This window comes from Nonomuraea sp. NPDC049709, from assembly GCF_040674815.1.
Lineage (GTDB): Bacteria > Actinomycetota > Actinomycetes > Streptosporangiales > Streptosporangiaceae > Nonomuraea.
This window is the reverse complement of the sequence record NZ_JBFANM010000139.1, coordinates 1-17363: the sequence shown is the minus strand read 5'-3', so window position 1 is coordinate 17363 and position 17363 is coordinate 1. Positions and strand designations below refer to the sequence as shown.

The following is a 17363-nucleotide window of genomic DNA, read 5'->3' as shown; positions in this document are numbered from 1 at the left end:
AGGCTGGAGGCCTCGCGCCCGTTGGCCAGGCGGACCCGCCGCCGCCCGGTCATGTCGTGGGAGACCTCGCGGATGGCCCGGATCGGGTTCTCCAGCGACAGGTCGCGCATCACGGTGCCCGACTCGATCATGCGCAGCACTAGGTCGGTGGCGCCGACCTTGAGCAGCATGGTGGTCTCGCTCATGTTGGAGTCGCCCACGATCACGTGCAGCCGGCGGAAGCGCTCGGCGTCGGCGTGCGGCTCGTCCCGGGTGTTGATGATCGGCCGGGACCGGGTGGTGGCGCTGGAGACGCCCTCCCAGATGTGCTCGGCCCGCTGCGAGACGCAGTAGACCGCGCCGCGCGGCGTCTGCAGCACCTTCCCGGCCCCGCACACGATCTGCCGCGTCACCAGGAACGGGATCAGCACGTCGGCCAGCCGGCCGAACTCCCCGTGCCGGCCCACCAGGTAGTTCTCGTGGCAACCGTAGGAGTTGCCGGCCGAGTCGGTGTTGTTCTTGAACAGATAGATGTCACCCGCGATGCCCTCTTCACGCAACCGCTTCTCGGCGTCCACGAGCAGGCCCTCGAGGATGCGCTCCCCGGCCTTGTCGTGGGTGACGAGCTCGATGACGTTGTCACACTCGGGTGTTGCGTATTCAGGATGGCTGCCCACGTCGAGATAGAGACGTGCGCCGTTGCGAAGGAAGACGTTGCTCGATCGGCCCCAGGACACGACCCGCCGGAACAGGTAGCGCGCGACCTCGTCGGGGGACAGCCTGCGCTGGCCCCTGAACGTGCAGGTCACGCCGTACTCGTTCTCCAGCCCGAAGATGCGACGATCCATCACCTCACACTATGCCCACGGATCGGCGAGCGGGAGAGATCTTCCCAGGTGTTTTCCCGCCCAGCCCCCGATGACCGCCGCATATGCCCCCTTCGTCCCCGCGCCCGCCCCCACGGGGCGCGGGTGCACGGGTCAGGGAGTGTAGATCTCCTGGACCTGGACGATCTTCCCCTGGTGAACGGTAATAAGGGCCGGCCGACGTTCGCGGTCGTGCCGCTTGATCAGCGTGGTCCTGGAGCAGCGCTTGGCGCCGAGCCCCGTCCTGCGGCTGACGGTGAGGTCCGACAGCGTGGTCTTGCATCCGTACGCCGACAGGAAGACGACGTCCTTGGCGATCGGCGAGGCGTAGGCCATGGAGTCGCCCTCGGGCGGGCCCTCGAAGTAGCCCTCGGTGTGGGTGCCCTTCTTCCACCTGATGGGCGCGTACTCGGCCGCGCCGCCCCGCACGTCGGTGATCCAGCCGCGCAGGATGCCGTTGTGGCGGGGGTGGATGCCCCTGGTGAAGTCGTGCTTCGGGTCGGCCTGGAACGTGGTGCCGAAGATCTTCGGTGCCTTGTACTTCGGGAACGCGGTGGTGGCGGCTTCGGCGGCCACCCCGGAGGTGAGCATCACGGCCGTGGCGGCGCCGGCCGCGAGGAGGCCGCGCAGTGGAGTGTTCACGGATCTTAAGATTCTCGATCACCGTGGTGAGTTCGGGCGTTCCGGAGTGAAACAGCTCACACCGGAACAGCCCCCGTACGACAAGACGCTGTTGGCGGATTGATCGAAGACTGGCTACGAGGGAATCCGGTCACCCTCCGGGCCGGCATCGGACCTCACCTCGGCCGCGACGCCACGGCTCCGCAGCCGGGTGTGCAGAAATTCCATCTCCGCCAGCGTCCCGACCAGGCCGGCGTGAGCGAGTTCGTCGGCGAGCTCACGAGCCTGGGGAAGTGGCACCTCCCAGACCTCGCGCAGAACTTTCAGGACCGGGACCAGGTCCGGCACCGGACCGACCACACGCAGCCGGCTTGGACCATGCGCCGCCAGCAGGGCACTGCGGACATCTTCCGGTGGCCTGCCTGAATCCGGGTGCTCGCACCAGCCATCACCGCAGGACGCGCAGGAGGCCTCGGCATCCCACCACAGCTGCCCGCCGTCGACGAACTGGTTCACCCGGCGGACGAGGGTGCCCCCGCAACCGTCACAACGCGATTCGATCCTTGCCGTCTGCCCCGTCATCCCGACGCCACCGCTTCCCATGCCGCCACGAGCCGACGGGCCCGGTAACCGAATACTCGTGAGGCCGGAGAGTTCATTCAGCCGGAGCCAAGATCGTTCGAGCCCGCTTCTTTTGTTGATGTCCTCGAAGGCCGGTCGTTGGTGTCGCTACGCCGAGTCGGGTCTGAGCTGACCCCCGTGCCACCGCAGAGGTCGCACGGGCCGCGTTCCCCAGAGAGAGCATGGCGATCAGGATCCGTGACGAGCTTGGCGCGCTGTTGAGGACTTCGCCTTCACCATCGGCTGGAACCGCCGCGGCGACGAGCTTCACGCGGATCGACGCGTGGCTGGTGGGCGTGCCCCTCGCCCCAACGAGGACCTCACACTTCGCAGCCGACAGTGTCGTACGACAGGCGGCGGGGGCCGCCACTGGCAACCCCCGCCGAGAAGTCCGCGTCCCGCACCGCAACGGCCAGGAACCCCTACCGCCCCGCAGCGGCGGGAAGCCCTGCCCGCGCCGTGCCCTGCAGCGGCCGAGAACGGCTCCCGCGCCCCTTGGCCCGGCCCGGGGCCTACAGCGGTGAGGAGCCGTCGTCCACGTCGCCCTCAGGCCCCGTCGGGGGCGCCTCAGGGGAGGTGCCCTCCGAGGACGGCGGCGGGGTGGCGGCCGCGGGCGGCGGGGTGGTGGTCTGGGCGAGCAGCCGATCCAGCCGCGCACCCGTCAGCCGCAGGAACTTGCGGTGCTCCCGGTTGCGGTCGAGCACCGCCACCTCGAGCTGCCCCACCGGCGGCCGCTCCCCGCCCGGCTCGGTCAGCGCGGCCAGCGCCACCTCCAGCGCGTCGGCCAGCGACATCGACTCGCGGTAACGCTCCTTCAGCCGCGTCGACACCGCCTCGGCCTGGCCGCCCATGGCCGCGAAGCCGTGCTCGTCGAAGACCGACCCGTCGAACGTCAGCCGGTAGATCGCGTCGCCGTCCTTGGTCTCGCCCACCTCGGCGACGACGACCTCCACCTCCAGCGACTTGATCGACTCGGTGAAGATGCGGCCCAGGTTGGAGGCGTAGAGGTTGGCCAGCCCGCGCCCGGTCACGTCGGAGCGGTCGTAGGTGTAGCCGTTGATGTCGGCGTAGCGGATGCCGCCGAGCCGCAGCTCCTCGAACTCGTTGTAGCGCCCCACGGCCGCGAAGCCGATGCGGTCGTAGATCTCGCTGATCTTGTGCAGCGCCCGCGACGGGTTGGGCGCGACGAACAGGATGCCGTCCACGTACTGCAGCACGACGACGGAACGGCCTCGCGCGATGCCCTTGCGCGCGTAGTCGGCCTTGTCCCGCATGATCTGCTCGGGGGACGCATATCCGAAAGGCATGGACACAGTGGTGATCCTTTGCTAGCGCAGCGGGGCGATGGGGCCGTCGGGCGAGATCAGGCGGGCGTCGAGCATCGACTGGACGTAGCCGGCCACGTCGTCCTCGGACAGCCGGCGATAGCCGTCGGCGTCGATCACCGAGACGATCGGCCAGATCTTCCTGGTCACGTCGGGCCCGCCGGTCGCCGAGTCGTCGTCGGCGGCGTCGTACAGCGCCTGGATCAGCGTCATCACCATGTCGTCGGCCGTCGCGCCGTCGCGGTAGAGCTTCTTCAGCGACCCGCGGGCGAAGATCGAGCCGGACCCGATCGCGTCGAACCTCTCCCGCTCGTAGGGCCCGCCCGCCACGTCGTAGCTGAAGATGCGCCCCTCGTCCTTGTCCGGATCGTAGGCGGCGAACAGGGGCACCACCACCAGCCCCTGCATCGCCATGGCGAGGTTGCTCCTGATCATGGTGGCCAGCCGGTTGGCCTTGCCGGCCACCGACATCGTGCGCCCCTCGAGCTTCTCGTAGTGCTCCAGCTCCACCCGGTAGAGCCGGGCCATCTCGATGCCGGTGCTGGCCGTGCCCGCGATGCCCATGCAGGAGTAGTCGTCGGCGCGGAACACCTTCTCTATGTCACGCTGCGAGATGATGTTGCCCGACGTCGCCCGCCGGTCGCCCGCCACGACCACGCCACCGGCGAAGGTGGCGGCCACGATCGTGGTCGCGTGCGGAACCTGGTCGCCGATCGGGGTGGCCAGCACCTCGTCCCGCCGTGGCAGCAACTCCGGCGCATGTGAGGCGACGAACTCCGTGAACGAGGAACTCCCGGTGTTCCGGAAAAGCTGATTCACCAAGCCGACGGGCAGATCCCTGTGCGATGCCACGCGACTCCCTCCAAACGTTCAGTGTTCCTAGGGCGACCCTACTCATGTTGGGTTGCTGTCTGCACTTCCCACGATCAGCTCACGGCGAACCATCCCCGCGATACCGCCTTGAAGATCCGATCAACGCGGAAGGTCCGTGTTCAGATCGTTTCTTTACGGCCGCCACCGCCCATGCGATTGTCGGTATGTCTGCACGTCCTGAACAGGAGGCCGACATGAGACTCCCCAGCCGACCAGTGCTGATCGGGGCCATCACCGTTCTCGCCCTCACCTCCTGCGGCACCGGCACCGGGTCTGAGGGGGGCTCCGGCGGGGGCAGCATCACCCTCACCATCGCGGCCAACTCCATCGAGGGCGGCAAGAACGCCGAATCCGCCCAGTGGATCAAGCAGTGGGTGATCCCCGAGTTCGAGAAGACCCACGCCGGCGTCAAAGTGCTGTTCCAGCCCAGCGGCGTCGACGACGAGCAGTACAAGACCAAGATCGCGCTCGACCTCAAGTCCAGGACCGGCGCCGACGTCATCGACGTCGACGGCATCTGGGTCGGCGAGTTCGCCCAGGCCGGCTACATCAAACCGCTGGCCGAGGTGGGCGGCGCCACCGTCGAGCAGTGGGAGGGCTGGGCGCAGATCCCCCAGGCCGTGCAGGGCCTGGGCATCTTCGACGGCAAGAAGTACGGACTGCCCCAGGGCACCGACGGCCGCGTCCTGTTCTACAACAAGACCCTGTTCAGGAAGGCCGGCCTGCCCGACACCTGGCAGCCCGCCAGCTGGCAGGAGATCATCGACGCCGGCACCAAGCTCAAGGCCGCGGGCGTGCCCACCCCCATCCAGATCAACGCCGGCACCGCCATGGGCGAGGCCACCACCATGCAGGGCGTGCTCCCGCTGCTGGCCGGAGCCGGAGCCGAGATCTACGCCGACGGCAAATGGACCGGCGCCTCCCAGGCCATGAAGGACGCGCTCGGCCTCTACCAGCAGATCTACGGCGGCAGCGGCCTCGGCGACCCCAAGCTCCAGCAGGAGGCCAAGGGCCGCGACAAGTCCTTCGCCCAGTTCGCCGCCGGCAAGATCGGCATCCTCGCCGAGAGCGACTACTTCTGGCGCTCGGTCATCGAGCCCCAGGCCGGCGTCGCCCCCATGAAGGACCGCGACCAGGCCGTCGGCTACGCCAAGATCCCCGCCAAGCAGCCCGGAGCCGGCCTGCGCGGCCAGGACTTCGTCAGCATGTCGGGCGGAGCCGTACGCGTGCTCAACCCGTTCTCCAAGAACCCCAGGCTCGCCTGGGACCTGCTCGCCTTCATGCACTCGGCCGCCGCCACCAAGTCGCAGCTGGCCGGGCAGGCGCGCATCAGCTCCCGCACCGACGTCAACGACGAGGTCCTCACGGCCGACCCCATGCTCAAGTACATCGCCGACGAGGTCCTGCCCATCACCGCCTACCGGCCCGGCCTGGCCGTCTACCCGCAGGTCTCCACCGCCCTGCAGGAGGCCACCGCCGCCGTCATCAGCGGCAAGAGCGCCGACGAGGCGGCCGTCGCCTACCAGGGCAAGCTGGAGGGACTGGTCGGTGGCGCGGCCAACGTCGGCGGCTGACGCCGCGGGGCTCGGCAGGGGCAGGGCGGTCGCGTTCGTCCTGCCCGCCCTCGTCCTCATCGCCGTCTTCCTGATCTTCCCCGCCCTGTGGACCGTCTACCTCGGCCTCACCGACTATCGCCTCACCGGCCTGGCCGCCGCCAACCCCCAGGTCGTCGGCCTCGACAACTACAGCGGCGCCCTCACCGACCCCCGCTTCCTCAGCTCGCTGTGGCTCACCCTCCTGTACGTCGGCGGCTCCGCCATCATCGGCCAGGCCGGCCTCGGCTTCGCCCTCGCCTGGATCCTGCGCTCCCGCACCGGCCCCGTCCGCCGGATCGTCGAAGGCGTCGTGCTGCTGTCGTGGATCCTGCCCAGCACCGTCGTCGGCTTCCTCTGGTACGCGCTGCTCGACCGCGACGAAGGCACCCTCAACGCGCTCCTGAACACCCCGGGGTTCGCCTGGCTGCTCGACCACCCGCTGCTGTCGATCATCATCTTCAACGTGTGGCGCGGCACCGCGTTCTCCATGATGCTCTACTCCGCCGCCCTCGAGAACGTGCCGCCGTCCCACCTGGAGACCGCCCGCCTCGCCGGGGCCCGCGTCCCGCAGCAGCTGCGCGACGTCGTCTTCCCCCGCATCCGCCGCCACATCCTGACCAACCTGCTGCTCATCAGCCTGTGGACGTTCAACGACTTCACGCCGTTCGTCCTCACCGGCGGCGGGCCGGAGGGCCGCTCCGAGATCCTGCCCGTGTACGTCTACCGCGTCGCCCTCAGAGACGGCCAGCTCGGCGTCGGAGCCGCCATCTCCTTCCTCATCCTGCTGATCAACCTCGTCTTCGCCCTGGCGTACCTGCGGCTGCTGCGCGGCCAGCGCCGGCAACAGGAGGTCGCCGCCGCCGGAGGACCACCCGCATGATCCGCCACACCGTCGGCAGGCTCGCCGCCACCGTCTTCATCGCCGTCGTCCTGGCCTTCTTCACCCTCCCCATGCTCTGGCTGGCCAGCGCCCCCTTCGACGAGACCCCCACCATCACCACGTCCGTCCCCGAGTTCACGCTCGACAACTTCCGCGCCATCCTCGACAACCCCTACGCGCTCGGCTCCATCCGCAACTCCCTCATCCAGGGCGGGGGCGCCGCCGCGCTCGTCGTCGTCCTGGCCGCGCTCGCCGCGTACGCGCTGTCCCGCGTCCGCGTGCCCGGCCGCGACGCCCTCCTCTACGTCCTGCTGCTGCTGTCGTCCGTCGTGACCGGCACCGCCGCCATGGTGCCCATCTTCGAGCTCGCCACCCGGCTCGACCTCATCGACACCCACCTCGGCGTCGTCCTCGTCGTCTCCGGCGGCCTGCTGCCCGCCGCGATCTTCATCCTCAAGGACTTCATGGACGAGACCCCCACCTCGTACGAGGAGTCCGCCCGCGTCTTCGGCGCCTCGTCCCTGCAGATCCTGCGCCACATCGTCGTCCCCCTCGTCCGGCCCGGCCTGGCCACCATCGCCGTCTGGGCCCTGGCCAGCGTGTGGGGCGGCTTCCTCTTCCAGTTCATCCTGCTGCGCGACCCCGAGAAGGCCCCCGGCTCCGTCATCCTCTACACCCTCTACACCGAGGGCGGCGCACCCAAGCTCGACCTCATCTCCACCTTCTCGCTGCTCTACTCGCTGCCCGTCGTCGCGATGTACCTGTTCGTCTCCCAGCGCTACGGCTTCCGCTTCCACGGAGGGATCAAACGGTGATCTCCCTGCACGGCCTGACCAAGGTGTTCCCCGGCGGGGTCCACGCCCTCGACGACCTGCACCTCACCATCGCCGACGGCGAGTTCTTCGCCCTGCTCGGCCCCTCAGGCTGCGGCAAGACCACCCTCCTGCGCACCATCGCCGGCCTGGAGACCCCCACCAGAGGGCAGATCCGCATCAACGACACGGACGTCACCGCCCTCCCCCCGGGCGACCGCGACGTCGCCATGGTCTTCCAGGACTACGCGATCTTCCCCCACATGAACGTCGCCACCAACATCGCCTACCCCCTGCGCATCAAGAAGGTCCCCCGCGCCGAACGCACCGCCAAGGCCGCCGGCGTCGCCGCCCGCCTCAGCCTCACCGAGCTCCTCCACCGCCGCCCCTCCGAGCTCTCCGGCGGCCAGCAGCAGCGCGTCGCGCTCGCCCGCGCCATCGCCTGCCACCCCACCGCCTTCCTCTTCGACGAACCCCTCTCCAACCTCGACGCACGCCTCCGCCTCGAAGCCCGCACCTTCCTCAAACGCCTCCAGCGCGAACTCGCCGTCACCACCGTCTTCGTCACCCACGACCAGGCCGAGGCCCTCGCCCTCGCCGACCGCATCGCCGTCATGTCGCACGGCCGCATGATCCAGGTCGGCACCCCCGCCGAGATCTTCCACCGCCCCGCCACCACCTTCGTCGCCTCCTTCATCGGCTCCACCCCGATGAACCTCCTCCCCGCCCGCGCCACCCCCACCGCGCTCCACGTCGCCGGCGCCACCCTCCCCCCCACGGCCCTGGCCCCCGGCGACGGCCACCTCACCTACGGCGTACGCCCCGAATACATGGACCTGTCCGCCACCGAACGCCCCGACGCCTTCCCCGGCGTCATCTCCGTCCTGGAGAACCTCGGCACCCACACCCTCGTCACCCTCGAAGCCCCCGACACCCTCATCCAGCTCGTCGTCCCCGAAGGCGACGAACCACCCCTCGGCACCCCCGCCTGGGCCGTCCCCCGCCGTGCCCTCCTCTACCGCGACGACGACCTCCTCACCACCCTCCCCTGACCCGGCCCACACCGGCGCCCCACCCCGGCCCCGCCATACTGGACGCATGGGCACCACGTCCACCAGGGACTGGATCCTGCACGTCGACCTCGACCAGTTCATCGCCGCCGTCGAGCTCCTGCGCCACCCCGAGCTCCGCGGCAAACCCGTCGTGGTCGGCGGCTCCGGCGACCCCACCCAGCCCCGCACCGTCGCCGCCACCGCCACCTACGAGGCCCGCGAACACGGCATCCACTCCGGCATGCCGCTCCGCACCGCCCTCAGGCGCTGTCCCGAAGCCGTCTTCCTGCCCAGCGACCCACCCGCCTACGAGGCCGCCTCCGAACGCGTCATGGCCGTCCTGCGCGAATTTCCCGTCCGCGTCGAGATCTGGGGCTGGGACGAAGCCTTCCTGGGCGCCACCACCGACAACCCCGAAGCCCTCGCCGCCGACCTCCGGCAGGCCGTACGCGCCCGCACCGACCTCGACTGCTCCGTCGGCATCGGCGACAACAAACACCAGGCCAAACTCGCCTCCGGCCTTGCCAAGCCCGCCGGGATCTACCGCCTCACCAGCGACAACTGGGCCGAGGTCATGTACGACCGTCCCACCGACGCCCTCTGGGGCATAGGCGCCCGGATCTCCAGGAAACTGGCCGCCCTCGGCCTGCACACCGTCGCCCAGCTCGCCGCCGCCGACCCCGCCGACCTGGCGAGCCGCTTCGGCCCCACCAACGGCCCCTGGTACCGCTACCTCGCGCTCGGCAAAGGCGAAGCCGAAGTCGTCACCACACCCTGGATCGCCCGCGGCCACAGCCGCGAGACCACCTTCCCGCACGACCTCACCGACCGCGCCGACCTCACCCGCCACCTCACCGCCCTGGCCGAACAGGTCGCCCACGACGCCACGGCGGCCGGCCGCGAGATCACCCTGGTCCGGGTCAAGATCCGCTCCACGCCGTTCCTGACCCGCACCCGCCAGTCAAAACTCCCCCACCCCACCACCGACCCCGCCACCATCACCCGCACGGCCCTGGCCATCCTCGACCGCCACGACCTCACCCGCCCCATCCGCCTCGTGGGCGTGTCCGTCGACTACACGATGCCCGGCTGACGGACCGCACCGGCGGCTAACCGACCCGCGTCACCTGCCGATAGAACGCGGAACGAAGCTCCTCCTCGGCCCGGACCAGCTCCCGGAGCTCCTCGTCCGAGACCCGGACCTCCTCATGCTCCTCGACGGTCGCCTCCACATACGAAAGCGCCCGCCACACCACCCCCGGATCATCCCGGAACTGCCCGATCCCGGCATTGCATGGCAAGCACAGCGCATACCGCACATCACCGGTCCGATGACAGTGATCCACATGCTCGGGCGGCCGATCCCAGCACACCACGCACAACCCGTACTGGGCCGAGATCATTCGCTCGACATCCTCATGCCGCACCCGATAACGCTGCGACAGGTGATAAGTCCGCGTAGGCGCCACAGAAACGTCACCGCGCTCCTCCGGCAGAACCACGAACTCCGGCCAGAGCACCTCCCCGTCCAGATAGAGCGCGGCCAACTCCAGCAACACCGTGTTGTCACCGAAGTGCCCGAGCCCGTTGTTGCAGTTGAAACAGAGAACACCCCGGACCTGCCCGGTCTCATGACTGTGATCGACGAAGGTGCCCGGAACGACCCGGCAGATGGCGCAGAGCCCGCCCTGGTGGGCGAGCATGCGCGCGAAGTCGTCCTCTGTGATGCCGTAGCGGAGCTTCAGCTTGTAGTTGCGATCGCTCCCATGATTCTTGATCCTGTTGTCCAGCGTCACCTGCGCATGGCAGGGCTTGCAATAGCTTGTCAGACCATCCTTCGCAGCCCGATTGCGGCCGAAGCTATCCTTCGGTTTCGCCGTCGAACACCGCGGACAATGCTTTTGCCCCTCAGGAACTTCGACGCGCTCACGCACGGCTTTGCCCTGCTCGGCCATGCGCTTCCGATAACTCTGAGTGGAACGTCGCCGAAAGCAGGCCTTGCAGTATCGCGCCAGCCCATCAGCCATGCGCGCGTTCCGCCCGAACTCGGAGACGTCCTTCTCCTCCCCACAGTCCGGACACCGCTTGGCCCCTTCCTTCACCCCACCTCTCCCCTTTCAGTCGACGTCCGTTTTGCCCCCTACTGTCCGCCTTTCTGCACGTACGACCGCACGAACTCCTCTGCGTTCTCTTCGAGAACTTCGTCGATTTCATCCAGGATCGCGTCGACATCGTCCGTGAGCTTCTCCTGCCGCTCCTGAACATCCGGTGCCGCCGAGGCCTCGGTCTCCTCGACTTCGCTCTCGCGACGGCCGGTCTGCTTCTGGCCGCCGGTGTCCTTGGTTGCCATGTCCTACCTCCGCTTTGGGGGACTGCCTCTAGGCATATCTTCCCCGAACCGGGCGACATTTCGCGCCGATCGCCCGCCGATCTTGCCGGGTTGACTAGATAGCAGTCCTATCCAATAATGAAGCCCCGTAGACACAGGAGGTTGAGATGTCCCCTTCGTCCCTGAGCACGGCTGGTGTGCTCCTCATCACAGTCCCGCTGGTGGCCTTCGGCGGCGTGTCGCTGCTGTCGTTCGTGATGAAGAACGTCCCGGGTTACCTGGACAACCCGGTTCGCCGCGGCCTGTGGCGCGCGGGTCATGCCCATGCGGGCGTGCTGGTGCTGTTCGCCCTGGTGGCGATGTTGTACGTGGACCAGTCGGGCCTGCCGGAGGGCCTCAAGGCGCTGACCAGGACGCTGATCGTGGCGGCCCCGATCCTGATGCCGCTGGGGTTCTTCCTGTCGGTGGTGCGCCCGAGCGACACGAAGCCGAGCAAACTCATCTGGCTGACGGTCGCGGGTGGTGCGTGCCTGGCGGTGGGCACGCTGACGCTGGGGATCGGCCTGCTGTGACGCCGGCCGACCCCGGGAGCGAGCGGTGGGCGGGTCAGTCGCCGCCGGTGAGGGCGGCGACGAGGTCGGCGGCGGTGTGGCAGCGGTCGAAGAGCTCTCCGACGTGGGCCTTGGTGCCGCGCAGCGGTTCGAGGGTGGGGACGCGCTGGAGTGACTCCCTGCCGGGGATGTCGAAGATGACGGAGTCCCAGGAGGCGGCGGCGACGGATTCGCTGTACTGGCTCAGGCAGCGGCCGCGGAAGTAGGCGCGGGTGTCGGTGGGCGGGCTCTCGACGGCGCGCTGGACCTCTTCCTCGGTGACGAGGCGCTGCATGCGTCCGCGGGCGACGAGGCGGTTGTAGAGGCCGCGGTCGGGGCGGATGTCGGAGTATTGCAGGTCGACGAGCTGGAGCCGGGGGTGGGACCAGGCCAGGCCGTCGCGGCTGCGGTAGCCCTCGAGGAGTTCGAGCTTGGCGACCCAGTCGAGCTCGCGGGAGAGCTGCATGGGGTCTTCGGCGAGGCGGGTGAGGACGGATTCCCAGCGGTCGAGGATGTCCTTGTTCATCTCGTCCTGGGCGGTGCCGCGCTCTTCGACGTATTTGCGGGCCTGCTCGAGGTATTCCATCTGGAGCTGCACGGCGGTGAGCTTGCGGCCGTCGCGCATGGGGATCTCGTAGCGGCAGCTGGGGTCGTGGGAGACGGCGCGCAGGGCCTGCACGGGGTTCTCGACGGCGAGGTCGCGGGTCAGGAAGCCCTCTTCGATCATGGCGAGGACGAGCGCGGTGGAGCCGAGCTTCAGGTAGGTGGAGATCTCGGACATGTTGGCGTCGCCGATGATCACGTGCAGCCGGCGGTATTTCTCCGGGTCGGCGTGCGGCTCGTCGCGGGTGTTGATGATGGGCCGCTTGAGCGTGGTCTCGAGGCCGACCTCGACCTCGAAGAAGTCGGCGCGCTGGCTGATCTGGAAGCCCTCGCCGCGGGAGTCCTGGCCGATGCCGACCTTGCCGGCGCCGACGACGACCTGCCGGGAGACGAAGAACGGGGTGAGGTGCCGGACGATGTCGGCGAAGGGGGTGGCGCGCCGCATCAGGTAGTTCTCGTGGCAGCCGTAGGAGGCGCCCTTGGCGTCGGTGTTGTTCTTGTAGAGCTGGATGGGCGCGTTGGAGGGGATGGCGGAGGCGCGGGTGGCGGCGTCGTACATGACGCGCTCGCCGGCCTTGTCCCAGATGACGGCCGCCCGGGGGTTGGTGCACTCGGGCGAGCTGTATTCCGGATGGGCGTGGTCGACGTAGAGCCTGGCGCCGTTGGTGAGGATGACGTTGGCCAGGCCAAGATCCTCATCGGTGAGCTGGCTGGGGTCGGCCACCTCTCTGGCCAGGTCGAAGCCGCGCGCGTCGCGGAGCGGGTTCTCCTCCTCGAAGTCCCATCGTGCTCTGCGCGCGCGGGCCGCCGAGGCGGCCAGGTAGGCGTTCACGACCTGTGAGGAGGTCACCATCGCGTTGGCGCCTGGCTGACCTGGTACGGAGATGCCGTACTCGGTCTCGATGCCCATCACCCGACGCACCGTCATGCAACACCCTCTGTTCGTCCGGGTCTGTCTATCCGCCGTTTATATGCCCGAGCCTATGCCCTTCACAGTGCCCCAGGGCCACAGAGTTATGGCACCGACGCCTTTTCACCCTGTACGACGGGAGCTGATGGGGTTTGTGTACGTCTGCGGGGCTTGAGTAGCCGCTGGATGGGGCGTTCGGCAAAGGAGTAGACGAGATATGACAGAAGAATCGCGGCCAGGGTCGTGATCGTGGCGACGGCCAAGGGGGGCAGATCACCGGTGAGCAGCGGGATGAGGGCCACCGCGACAACGCTATGGAAGAGGTAAAGCGGGTATGTCGCGCCGCCGAGCGCGGTGAGCACCCGGGAGGTCCGCATCCGCACCGCGCCGAGTGCGACGAGGGCCATGGCGACGAAGATCAGCGTCAGGGTGATGATCACGCTGAGGTCGGTGACGGGCATGTTCTTGAACCCGGCGAGCTCGATGCGGCCGTGCACGCGACCGAGGGCCGAGTGGAGGGAAAGCCCGTAGGAGACGGCGACGTAGAGCCAGGGCAACAGGCCGCCGCCGTGTTTGTGCACGAGATAGAGGGCCATGCCGGCGACGAAGTATCCGGCGTAGCCGGGCATGACGATCTCGCGGACGACCTCGTTCTCGAAGATGTTGTACTCCTCGAGCAGTTTGACGCCGAGCGCGGCGGCGAGCCAGATGCCGCAGAAGGCCAGGACGCGCCCGCGCGTGACCCCGATGATCACCAGGATGGCCATCAGCAGGTAGAAGCGGAGCTCGGCCCAGAGCGACCAGTAGACACCGCTGGCGTCGGTGAGCTTGAACAGCCGCTGGAACATGGTGGCGTTCACCAGGTATTCGCCTGGTGAAAGTTTTGGGTCGAGCGCCTTGGCCCCGGTGAGGCCGTAGAGGGCGGCGATGGCGGCCAGGCTGAGCCAGTACGCGGGGTAGAGGCGGACCAGCCGGGAGCGGGCGAACGCGCCGAGTCCGCGCCCCCAGACGCTCATCAGGATGACGAACCCGCTGATGATGAAGAACAACTCGACGCCGAGGATGCCGAGCCCCGCGATGGGCGCCAGCGCCGGGAACAGCTCGGCGGGCCTGTCTCCCCACACCGAGGCGTACGCGACCAGATAGTGGAAGGCGACGACCGCCAGGGCGGCGAGGAAGCGCAGGAGGTCGAGTTCGGCCAACCGGCCGTCTCCCCGAGCATGCTTTGGCCGGTTGGGGGAATGCACGCCATCTTTGACGTAACTCTGATCACTTTGGTTCCATCGGGCCCTTTGTTCCCATGAGCAACACGCCGGGTCGCGGTCGCGAGCGAGCCGAGGGCGGCCGGCGGGGCCGTGCCGCGTCGGGTGTTCCGGCGACCGGCCCACCGACGCCCGGCACGCACGAGCACGTGCACGAGCGCCGCCGGCGCGGGCACTCCCCCGTCAGCGCTGCCGGCGTGGTCGCCGCCAGCGTTAGCGCGGTCGCCATCGGCGCTGCCCGCGTGACCCCGTGGGCCCCCGCCCGGGGGTGCCGCCCCGGAGTCCGCCGACGCACGGGGAGTCGGCCACTTCGTCGAGCAGGTCCCGTAGTCGCGCATGGCGTCCGAGAGACCCCCGGTGCAGCCCTCCAAGGGTGTCCGGCCACGAGCCGCCGGCTGCGTTCCTCGGCGAACGTCAGGGGCGCCGCGATGCCGACGTCGTACTCATCGCCGCCGCGCCACATCCCAGCGGCGGGCGGCGCGGGTGTCCGTGGGGTGCCGTCACAGGGCGTGGTCGCGGGCGGCGGCGACGGCGGCCTGGCCCAGGCTGAGGCCGCCGTCGTTGGGCGGGACCCGTACGTGCTTGAGCACCCGGAACCCGGCGGCCCGCAGCCGTTCGGCCGTGCGTTCGAGCAGCAGGGCGTTCTGGAAGACCCCGCCGGACAGCGCCACGGCGGTCAGCCCGGTCCGCTGCCTGAGCTCCACGCAGGCGCGGGTGATGGCGGCGGCGACGCCGTTGTGGAAGCGGCCGGCGATGACGCCCGGGTCGACCCCGGCGGTCAGGTCGGCGGCGGCGGCGCGGACGAGGTCGGCGCCCTCGACGACGAGCGGGCCGGGGGTGGTGATGGCGGCGGGGTAGACGCCGGTCTCGGCGGGGTCGGCGCGCTGTTCGAGCTCGATCGCGGCCTGCCCGTCGTACGTGATCTTGTCGCGGATCCCGAGCAGCGCCGAGACGGCGTCGAACAGGCGGCCCGCGCTGGAGGTGAGGGGCGAGGCGAGGCCGCTGTCGGCGAGCCGCAGCACGTCGGTCCAGCGTTCGGCGTTGCGCCTGTACACGTCCAGGCCGGGGTGGTCGTCGTGCAGGTAGGCGGCGGCCATGCGCCAGGGCTGCCTGATCGCGGCGGTGCCGCCGGGCAGGGGGACGTGGGCGAGGTGGCCGAGGCGCTCGAAGGCGGCCAGGTCGGCGCGGAGGAACTCGCCGCCCCAGAGGGTGCCGTCGGTGCCGTGGCCGAGCCCGTCGAAGGCGACGCCGATCACCGGCCCCTGGTCGCCGTTGTCGGCCAGGCAGGAGGCGATGTGCGCGTGGTGGTGCTGGACGCCGACGCGTTCGACGCCGGGGAGCTCCAGGGCGTGCCTGGTGGACAGGTAGCCGGGGTGCAGGTCGTGGGCGACGATCTCGGGGCGGATGCCGAACAGGCCGCAGTAGTGGTCGATGTTCTCGACGAAGGAACGCAGGGTGTCCTGGTTCTCCAGGTCGCCGATGTGCTGCGAGACGAACGCGCGCCGGCCCTGGACGAGGCAGAAGGTGCTCTTCAGCTCGGCGCCGCAGGCGAGCACGGGCCGGGGCGCGGGCCGGCGCAGGGCGAGCGGCTCGGGTGCGTACCCGCGGGCCCGGCGCAGCACGGTGACCCCGCCGGGCGTGGGCCGTACGACGGAGTCGTCGGTGCGGGTGTGGATGGCGCGGTCGTGGACGAGGAAGGCGTCGGCGATGCCGCCGAGGCGGGTCAGGGCGTCGGCGTCCTCGTACGCGATGGGCTCGTCGGAGACGTTGCCGCTCGTCAGGACCATGGGTTCGCCGAGTTCGGCCAGCAGGAGGTGGTGCAGGGCCGTGTAGGGCAGCAGGAGCCCGAGACGGCGGTGGCCGGGCGCGACGGAGGGCGCGACGGGGGCGCCGGCGCGGCGGGGCAGCAGCACGATGGGCCGGGCGCGGCCGGCGAGCAGCGCGGCCGCGGCGTCGTCGATCTCGCACAGCCGGCGGGCCTGCGCCAGGTCGGCGGCCATGACGGCGAACGGTTTGTCCTCTCGGTGCTTGCGGCCGCGCAGCGCGGCGGCGGCCCGCTCGTCGGAGGCGGTGACGGCGAGGTGGTAGCCGCCCAGGCCCTTGACGGCGACGACGCGCCCGGCGCGCAGCAGGGTGGCGGCGCAGGCGATGGGGTCGCCGCACAGCTCGGTGCCGCGCGCGTCGCGCAGCCGCAGCCGGGGTCCGCAGGCGGGACAGCAGGTGGGCTGGGCGTGGAAGCGGCGGTCGGCGGGGTCGTGGTATTCGCGGGCGCAGGCGTCGCACATGCCGAAGCCGGCCATGGTGGTCAGCAGCCGGTCGTACGGGACGCCGCGGACGATGGTGAAGCGGGGCCCGCAGTTGGTGCAGTTGATGAACGGGTACCGGTGGCGGCGGTCGGCCGGGTCGTGCAGCTCGCGCAGGCAGTCGTCGCAGGTGGCGCCGTCGGCCGAGACGAGGGCGCGGCGCAGCCCGGAGGGGTCGCTGGCGGCGATGGTGAAGCCGCTGTGCCCGGCGGGCTCGCCGCTGACGACGGTGACCCGCTCGATCTCGGACAGGGCGGGCGCGTCGCGTTCGAGGGCGGTCAGGAACTCCTCGACCCCGGCGAGGGCTCCTTCGACTTCGATGTGTACGCCGTTGACGTCGTTGTGCACGCGCCCGGCCAGCCCCAGCCGGTTGGCGAGCGAGTAGACGAAGGGCCGGAAACCGACCCCCTGGACAATGCCTTCGACGTGCACGTCTACCCGTTTGAGCGTGGTCACAGGCCCAGTGTGCGCTTCATCGGGGTGGCGTGCATGCGTATCGGCCGTGTCGTCGCGCCTTCGCCGTACCTTCGCTGCGGGAGCATCCTCGCCTTTGTGGCGCAACCGGACGCAAGGCGCTCGCGGTGGAAAGGCGGCAGGGGGGCGGGGGGGGGGTGGGCGGCGCCCCGCGCGGTTTTTTATCAAAAGGGGGGTTTGAAACCGAGCGCGACAGCGAGCCCGGTGGAACCCACACCCCCCCCCCCCCCCGCCCGCCCCCCCCCCCCCCCCCCACCCCCCCCCGCCC

The 17363-nt window shown here is 69.8% G+C and carries 16 protein-coding genes; 6 read left to right on the top strand and 10 right to left on the bottom strand.

The window, feature by feature from the left end; translation table 11 throughout:
- The 5 genes from AB0J69_RS58920 to prcB form a co-directional block, all read right to left on the bottom strand.
- A partial coding sequence (locus AB0J69_RS58920; RefSeq protein WP_364137530.1) for a proteasome accessory factor PafA2 family protein occupies positions 1 to 827 on the bottom strand: 827 nt, incomplete at its 3' end.
- Between the two features lie 132 nt (positions 828 to 959).
- On the bottom strand, positions 960 to 1487 hold the full coding sequence (locus AB0J69_RS58915) for a hypothetical protein (RefSeq protein WP_364137528.1): 528 nt from the start codon (positions 1485 to 1487) through the stop codon (positions 960 to 962).
- 114 nt (positions 1488 to 1601) lie between these two features.
- A complete protein-coding gene (locus tag AB0J69_RS58910; RefSeq protein ID WP_364137526.1) occupies positions 1602 to 1982 on the bottom strand; it encodes a hypothetical protein in 381 nt (126 codons plus the stop codon).
- Between the two features lie 617 nt (positions 1983 to 2599).
- Positions 2600 to 3394, bottom strand: a complete 795-nt coding sequence (gene prcA / locus AB0J69_RS58905) for a proteasome subunit alpha (protein WP_364137532.1) — start codon at positions 3392 to 3394, stop codon at positions 2600 to 2602.
- Positions 3395 to 3415: 21 nt separating this feature from the next.
- Positions 3416 to 4231, bottom strand: coding sequence for a proteasome subunit beta (gene prcB, locus AB0J69_RS58900; protein ID WP_364137524.1), 816 nt, complete (start codon positions 4229 to 4231; stop codon positions 3416 to 3418).
- A 248-nt stretch (positions 4232 to 4479) separates the two neighbouring features.
- Here prcB and AB0J69_RS58895 point away from each other — a divergent pair, with 248 nt between their 5' ends.
- The 5 genes from AB0J69_RS58895 to AB0J69_RS58875 are packed head-to-tail and all read left to right on the top strand — an operon-like array spanning position 4480 to position 9717.
- Positions 4480 to 5859: an extracellular solute-binding protein gene (locus AB0J69_RS58895; RefSeq protein ID WP_364137522.1), complete on the top strand. Its 1380-nt coding sequence runs from the start codon at positions 4480 to 4482 to the stop codon at positions 5857 to 5859.
- Positions 5834 to 6760: a sugar ABC transporter permease gene (locus tag AB0J69_RS58890; RefSeq protein ID WP_364137520.1), complete on the top strand. Its 927-nt coding sequence runs from the start codon at positions 5834 to 5836 to the stop codon at positions 6758 to 6760. Before AB0J69_RS58895 ends, AB0J69_RS58890 begins: the two co-directional genes overlap by 26 nt.
- Complete coding sequence (locus AB0J69_RS58885; protein ID WP_364137518.1) at positions 6757 to 7575, top strand: ABC transporter permease subunit; 819 nt, start codon at positions 6757 to 6759, stop codon at positions 7573 to 7575. Before AB0J69_RS58890 ends, AB0J69_RS58885 begins: the two co-directional genes overlap by 4 nt.
- Positions 7572 to 8624 carry an ABC transporter ATP-binding protein gene (locus AB0J69_RS58880; protein WP_364137516.1) on the top strand — a complete coding sequence of 351 codons (1053 nt, stop codon included), beginning with the start codon at positions 7572 to 7574 and terminating at the stop codon, positions 8622 to 8624. Before AB0J69_RS58885 ends, AB0J69_RS58880 begins: the two co-directional genes overlap by 4 nt.
- Before the next feature lie 46 nt (positions 8625 to 8670).
- A complete protein-coding gene (locus tag AB0J69_RS58875; RefSeq protein ID WP_364137514.1) occupies positions 8671 to 9717 on the top strand; it encodes a DNA polymerase IV in 1047 nt (348 codons plus the stop codon).
- A gap of 16 nt (positions 9718 to 9733) precedes the next feature.
- On the opposite strand, the gene AB0J69_RS58870 is transcribed toward AB0J69_RS58875, so the two are convergent.
- The gene (locus AB0J69_RS58870) at positions 9734 to 10579 is read right to left on the bottom strand and encodes an endonuclease VII domain-containing protein (RefSeq protein WP_364137512.1); all 846 of its coding nucleotides are present in this window, start codon (positions 10577 to 10579) and stop codon (positions 9734 to 9736) included.
- Between the two features lie 185 nt (positions 10580 to 10764).
- Positions 10765 to 10974: a ubiquitin-like protein Pup gene (locus tag AB0J69_RS58865; protein WP_237107473.1), complete on the bottom strand. Its 210-nt coding sequence runs from the start codon at positions 10972 to 10974 to the stop codon at positions 10765 to 10767.
- A gap of 146 nt (positions 10975 to 11120) precedes the next feature.
- Here AB0J69_RS58865 and AB0J69_RS58860 point away from each other — a divergent pair, with 146 nt between their 5' ends.
- On the top strand, positions 11121 to 11525 hold the full coding sequence (locus AB0J69_RS58860) for a hypothetical protein (RefSeq protein WP_364137510.1): 405 nt from the start codon (positions 11121 to 11123) through the stop codon (positions 11523 to 11525).
- 34 nt (positions 11526 to 11559) lie between these two features.
- Here AB0J69_RS58860 and dop read toward each other — a convergent pair whose 3' ends face one another.
- From dop to hypF, 3 genes are all read right to left on the bottom strand, one after another.
- Entirely contained in the window at positions 11560 to 13074 is a 1515-nt protein-coding gene (gene dop, locus AB0J69_RS58855) for a depupylase/deamidase Dop (RefSeq protein WP_364137508.1), read from the bottom strand.
- Between the two features lie 86 nt (positions 13075 to 13160).
- A complete protein-coding gene (locus tag AB0J69_RS58850) occupies positions 13161 to 14258 on the bottom strand; it encodes an acyltransferase (RefSeq protein WP_364137506.1) in 1098 nt (365 codons plus the stop codon).
- A gap of 560 nt (positions 14259 to 14818) precedes the next feature.
- Positions 14819 to 17077, bottom strand: coding sequence for a carbamoyltransferase HypF (hypF, locus tag AB0J69_RS58845; protein WP_364137504.1), 2259 nt, complete (start codon positions 17075 to 17077; stop codon positions 14819 to 14821).
- Between the last annotated feature and the right edge of the window lie 286 nt (positions 17078 to 17363).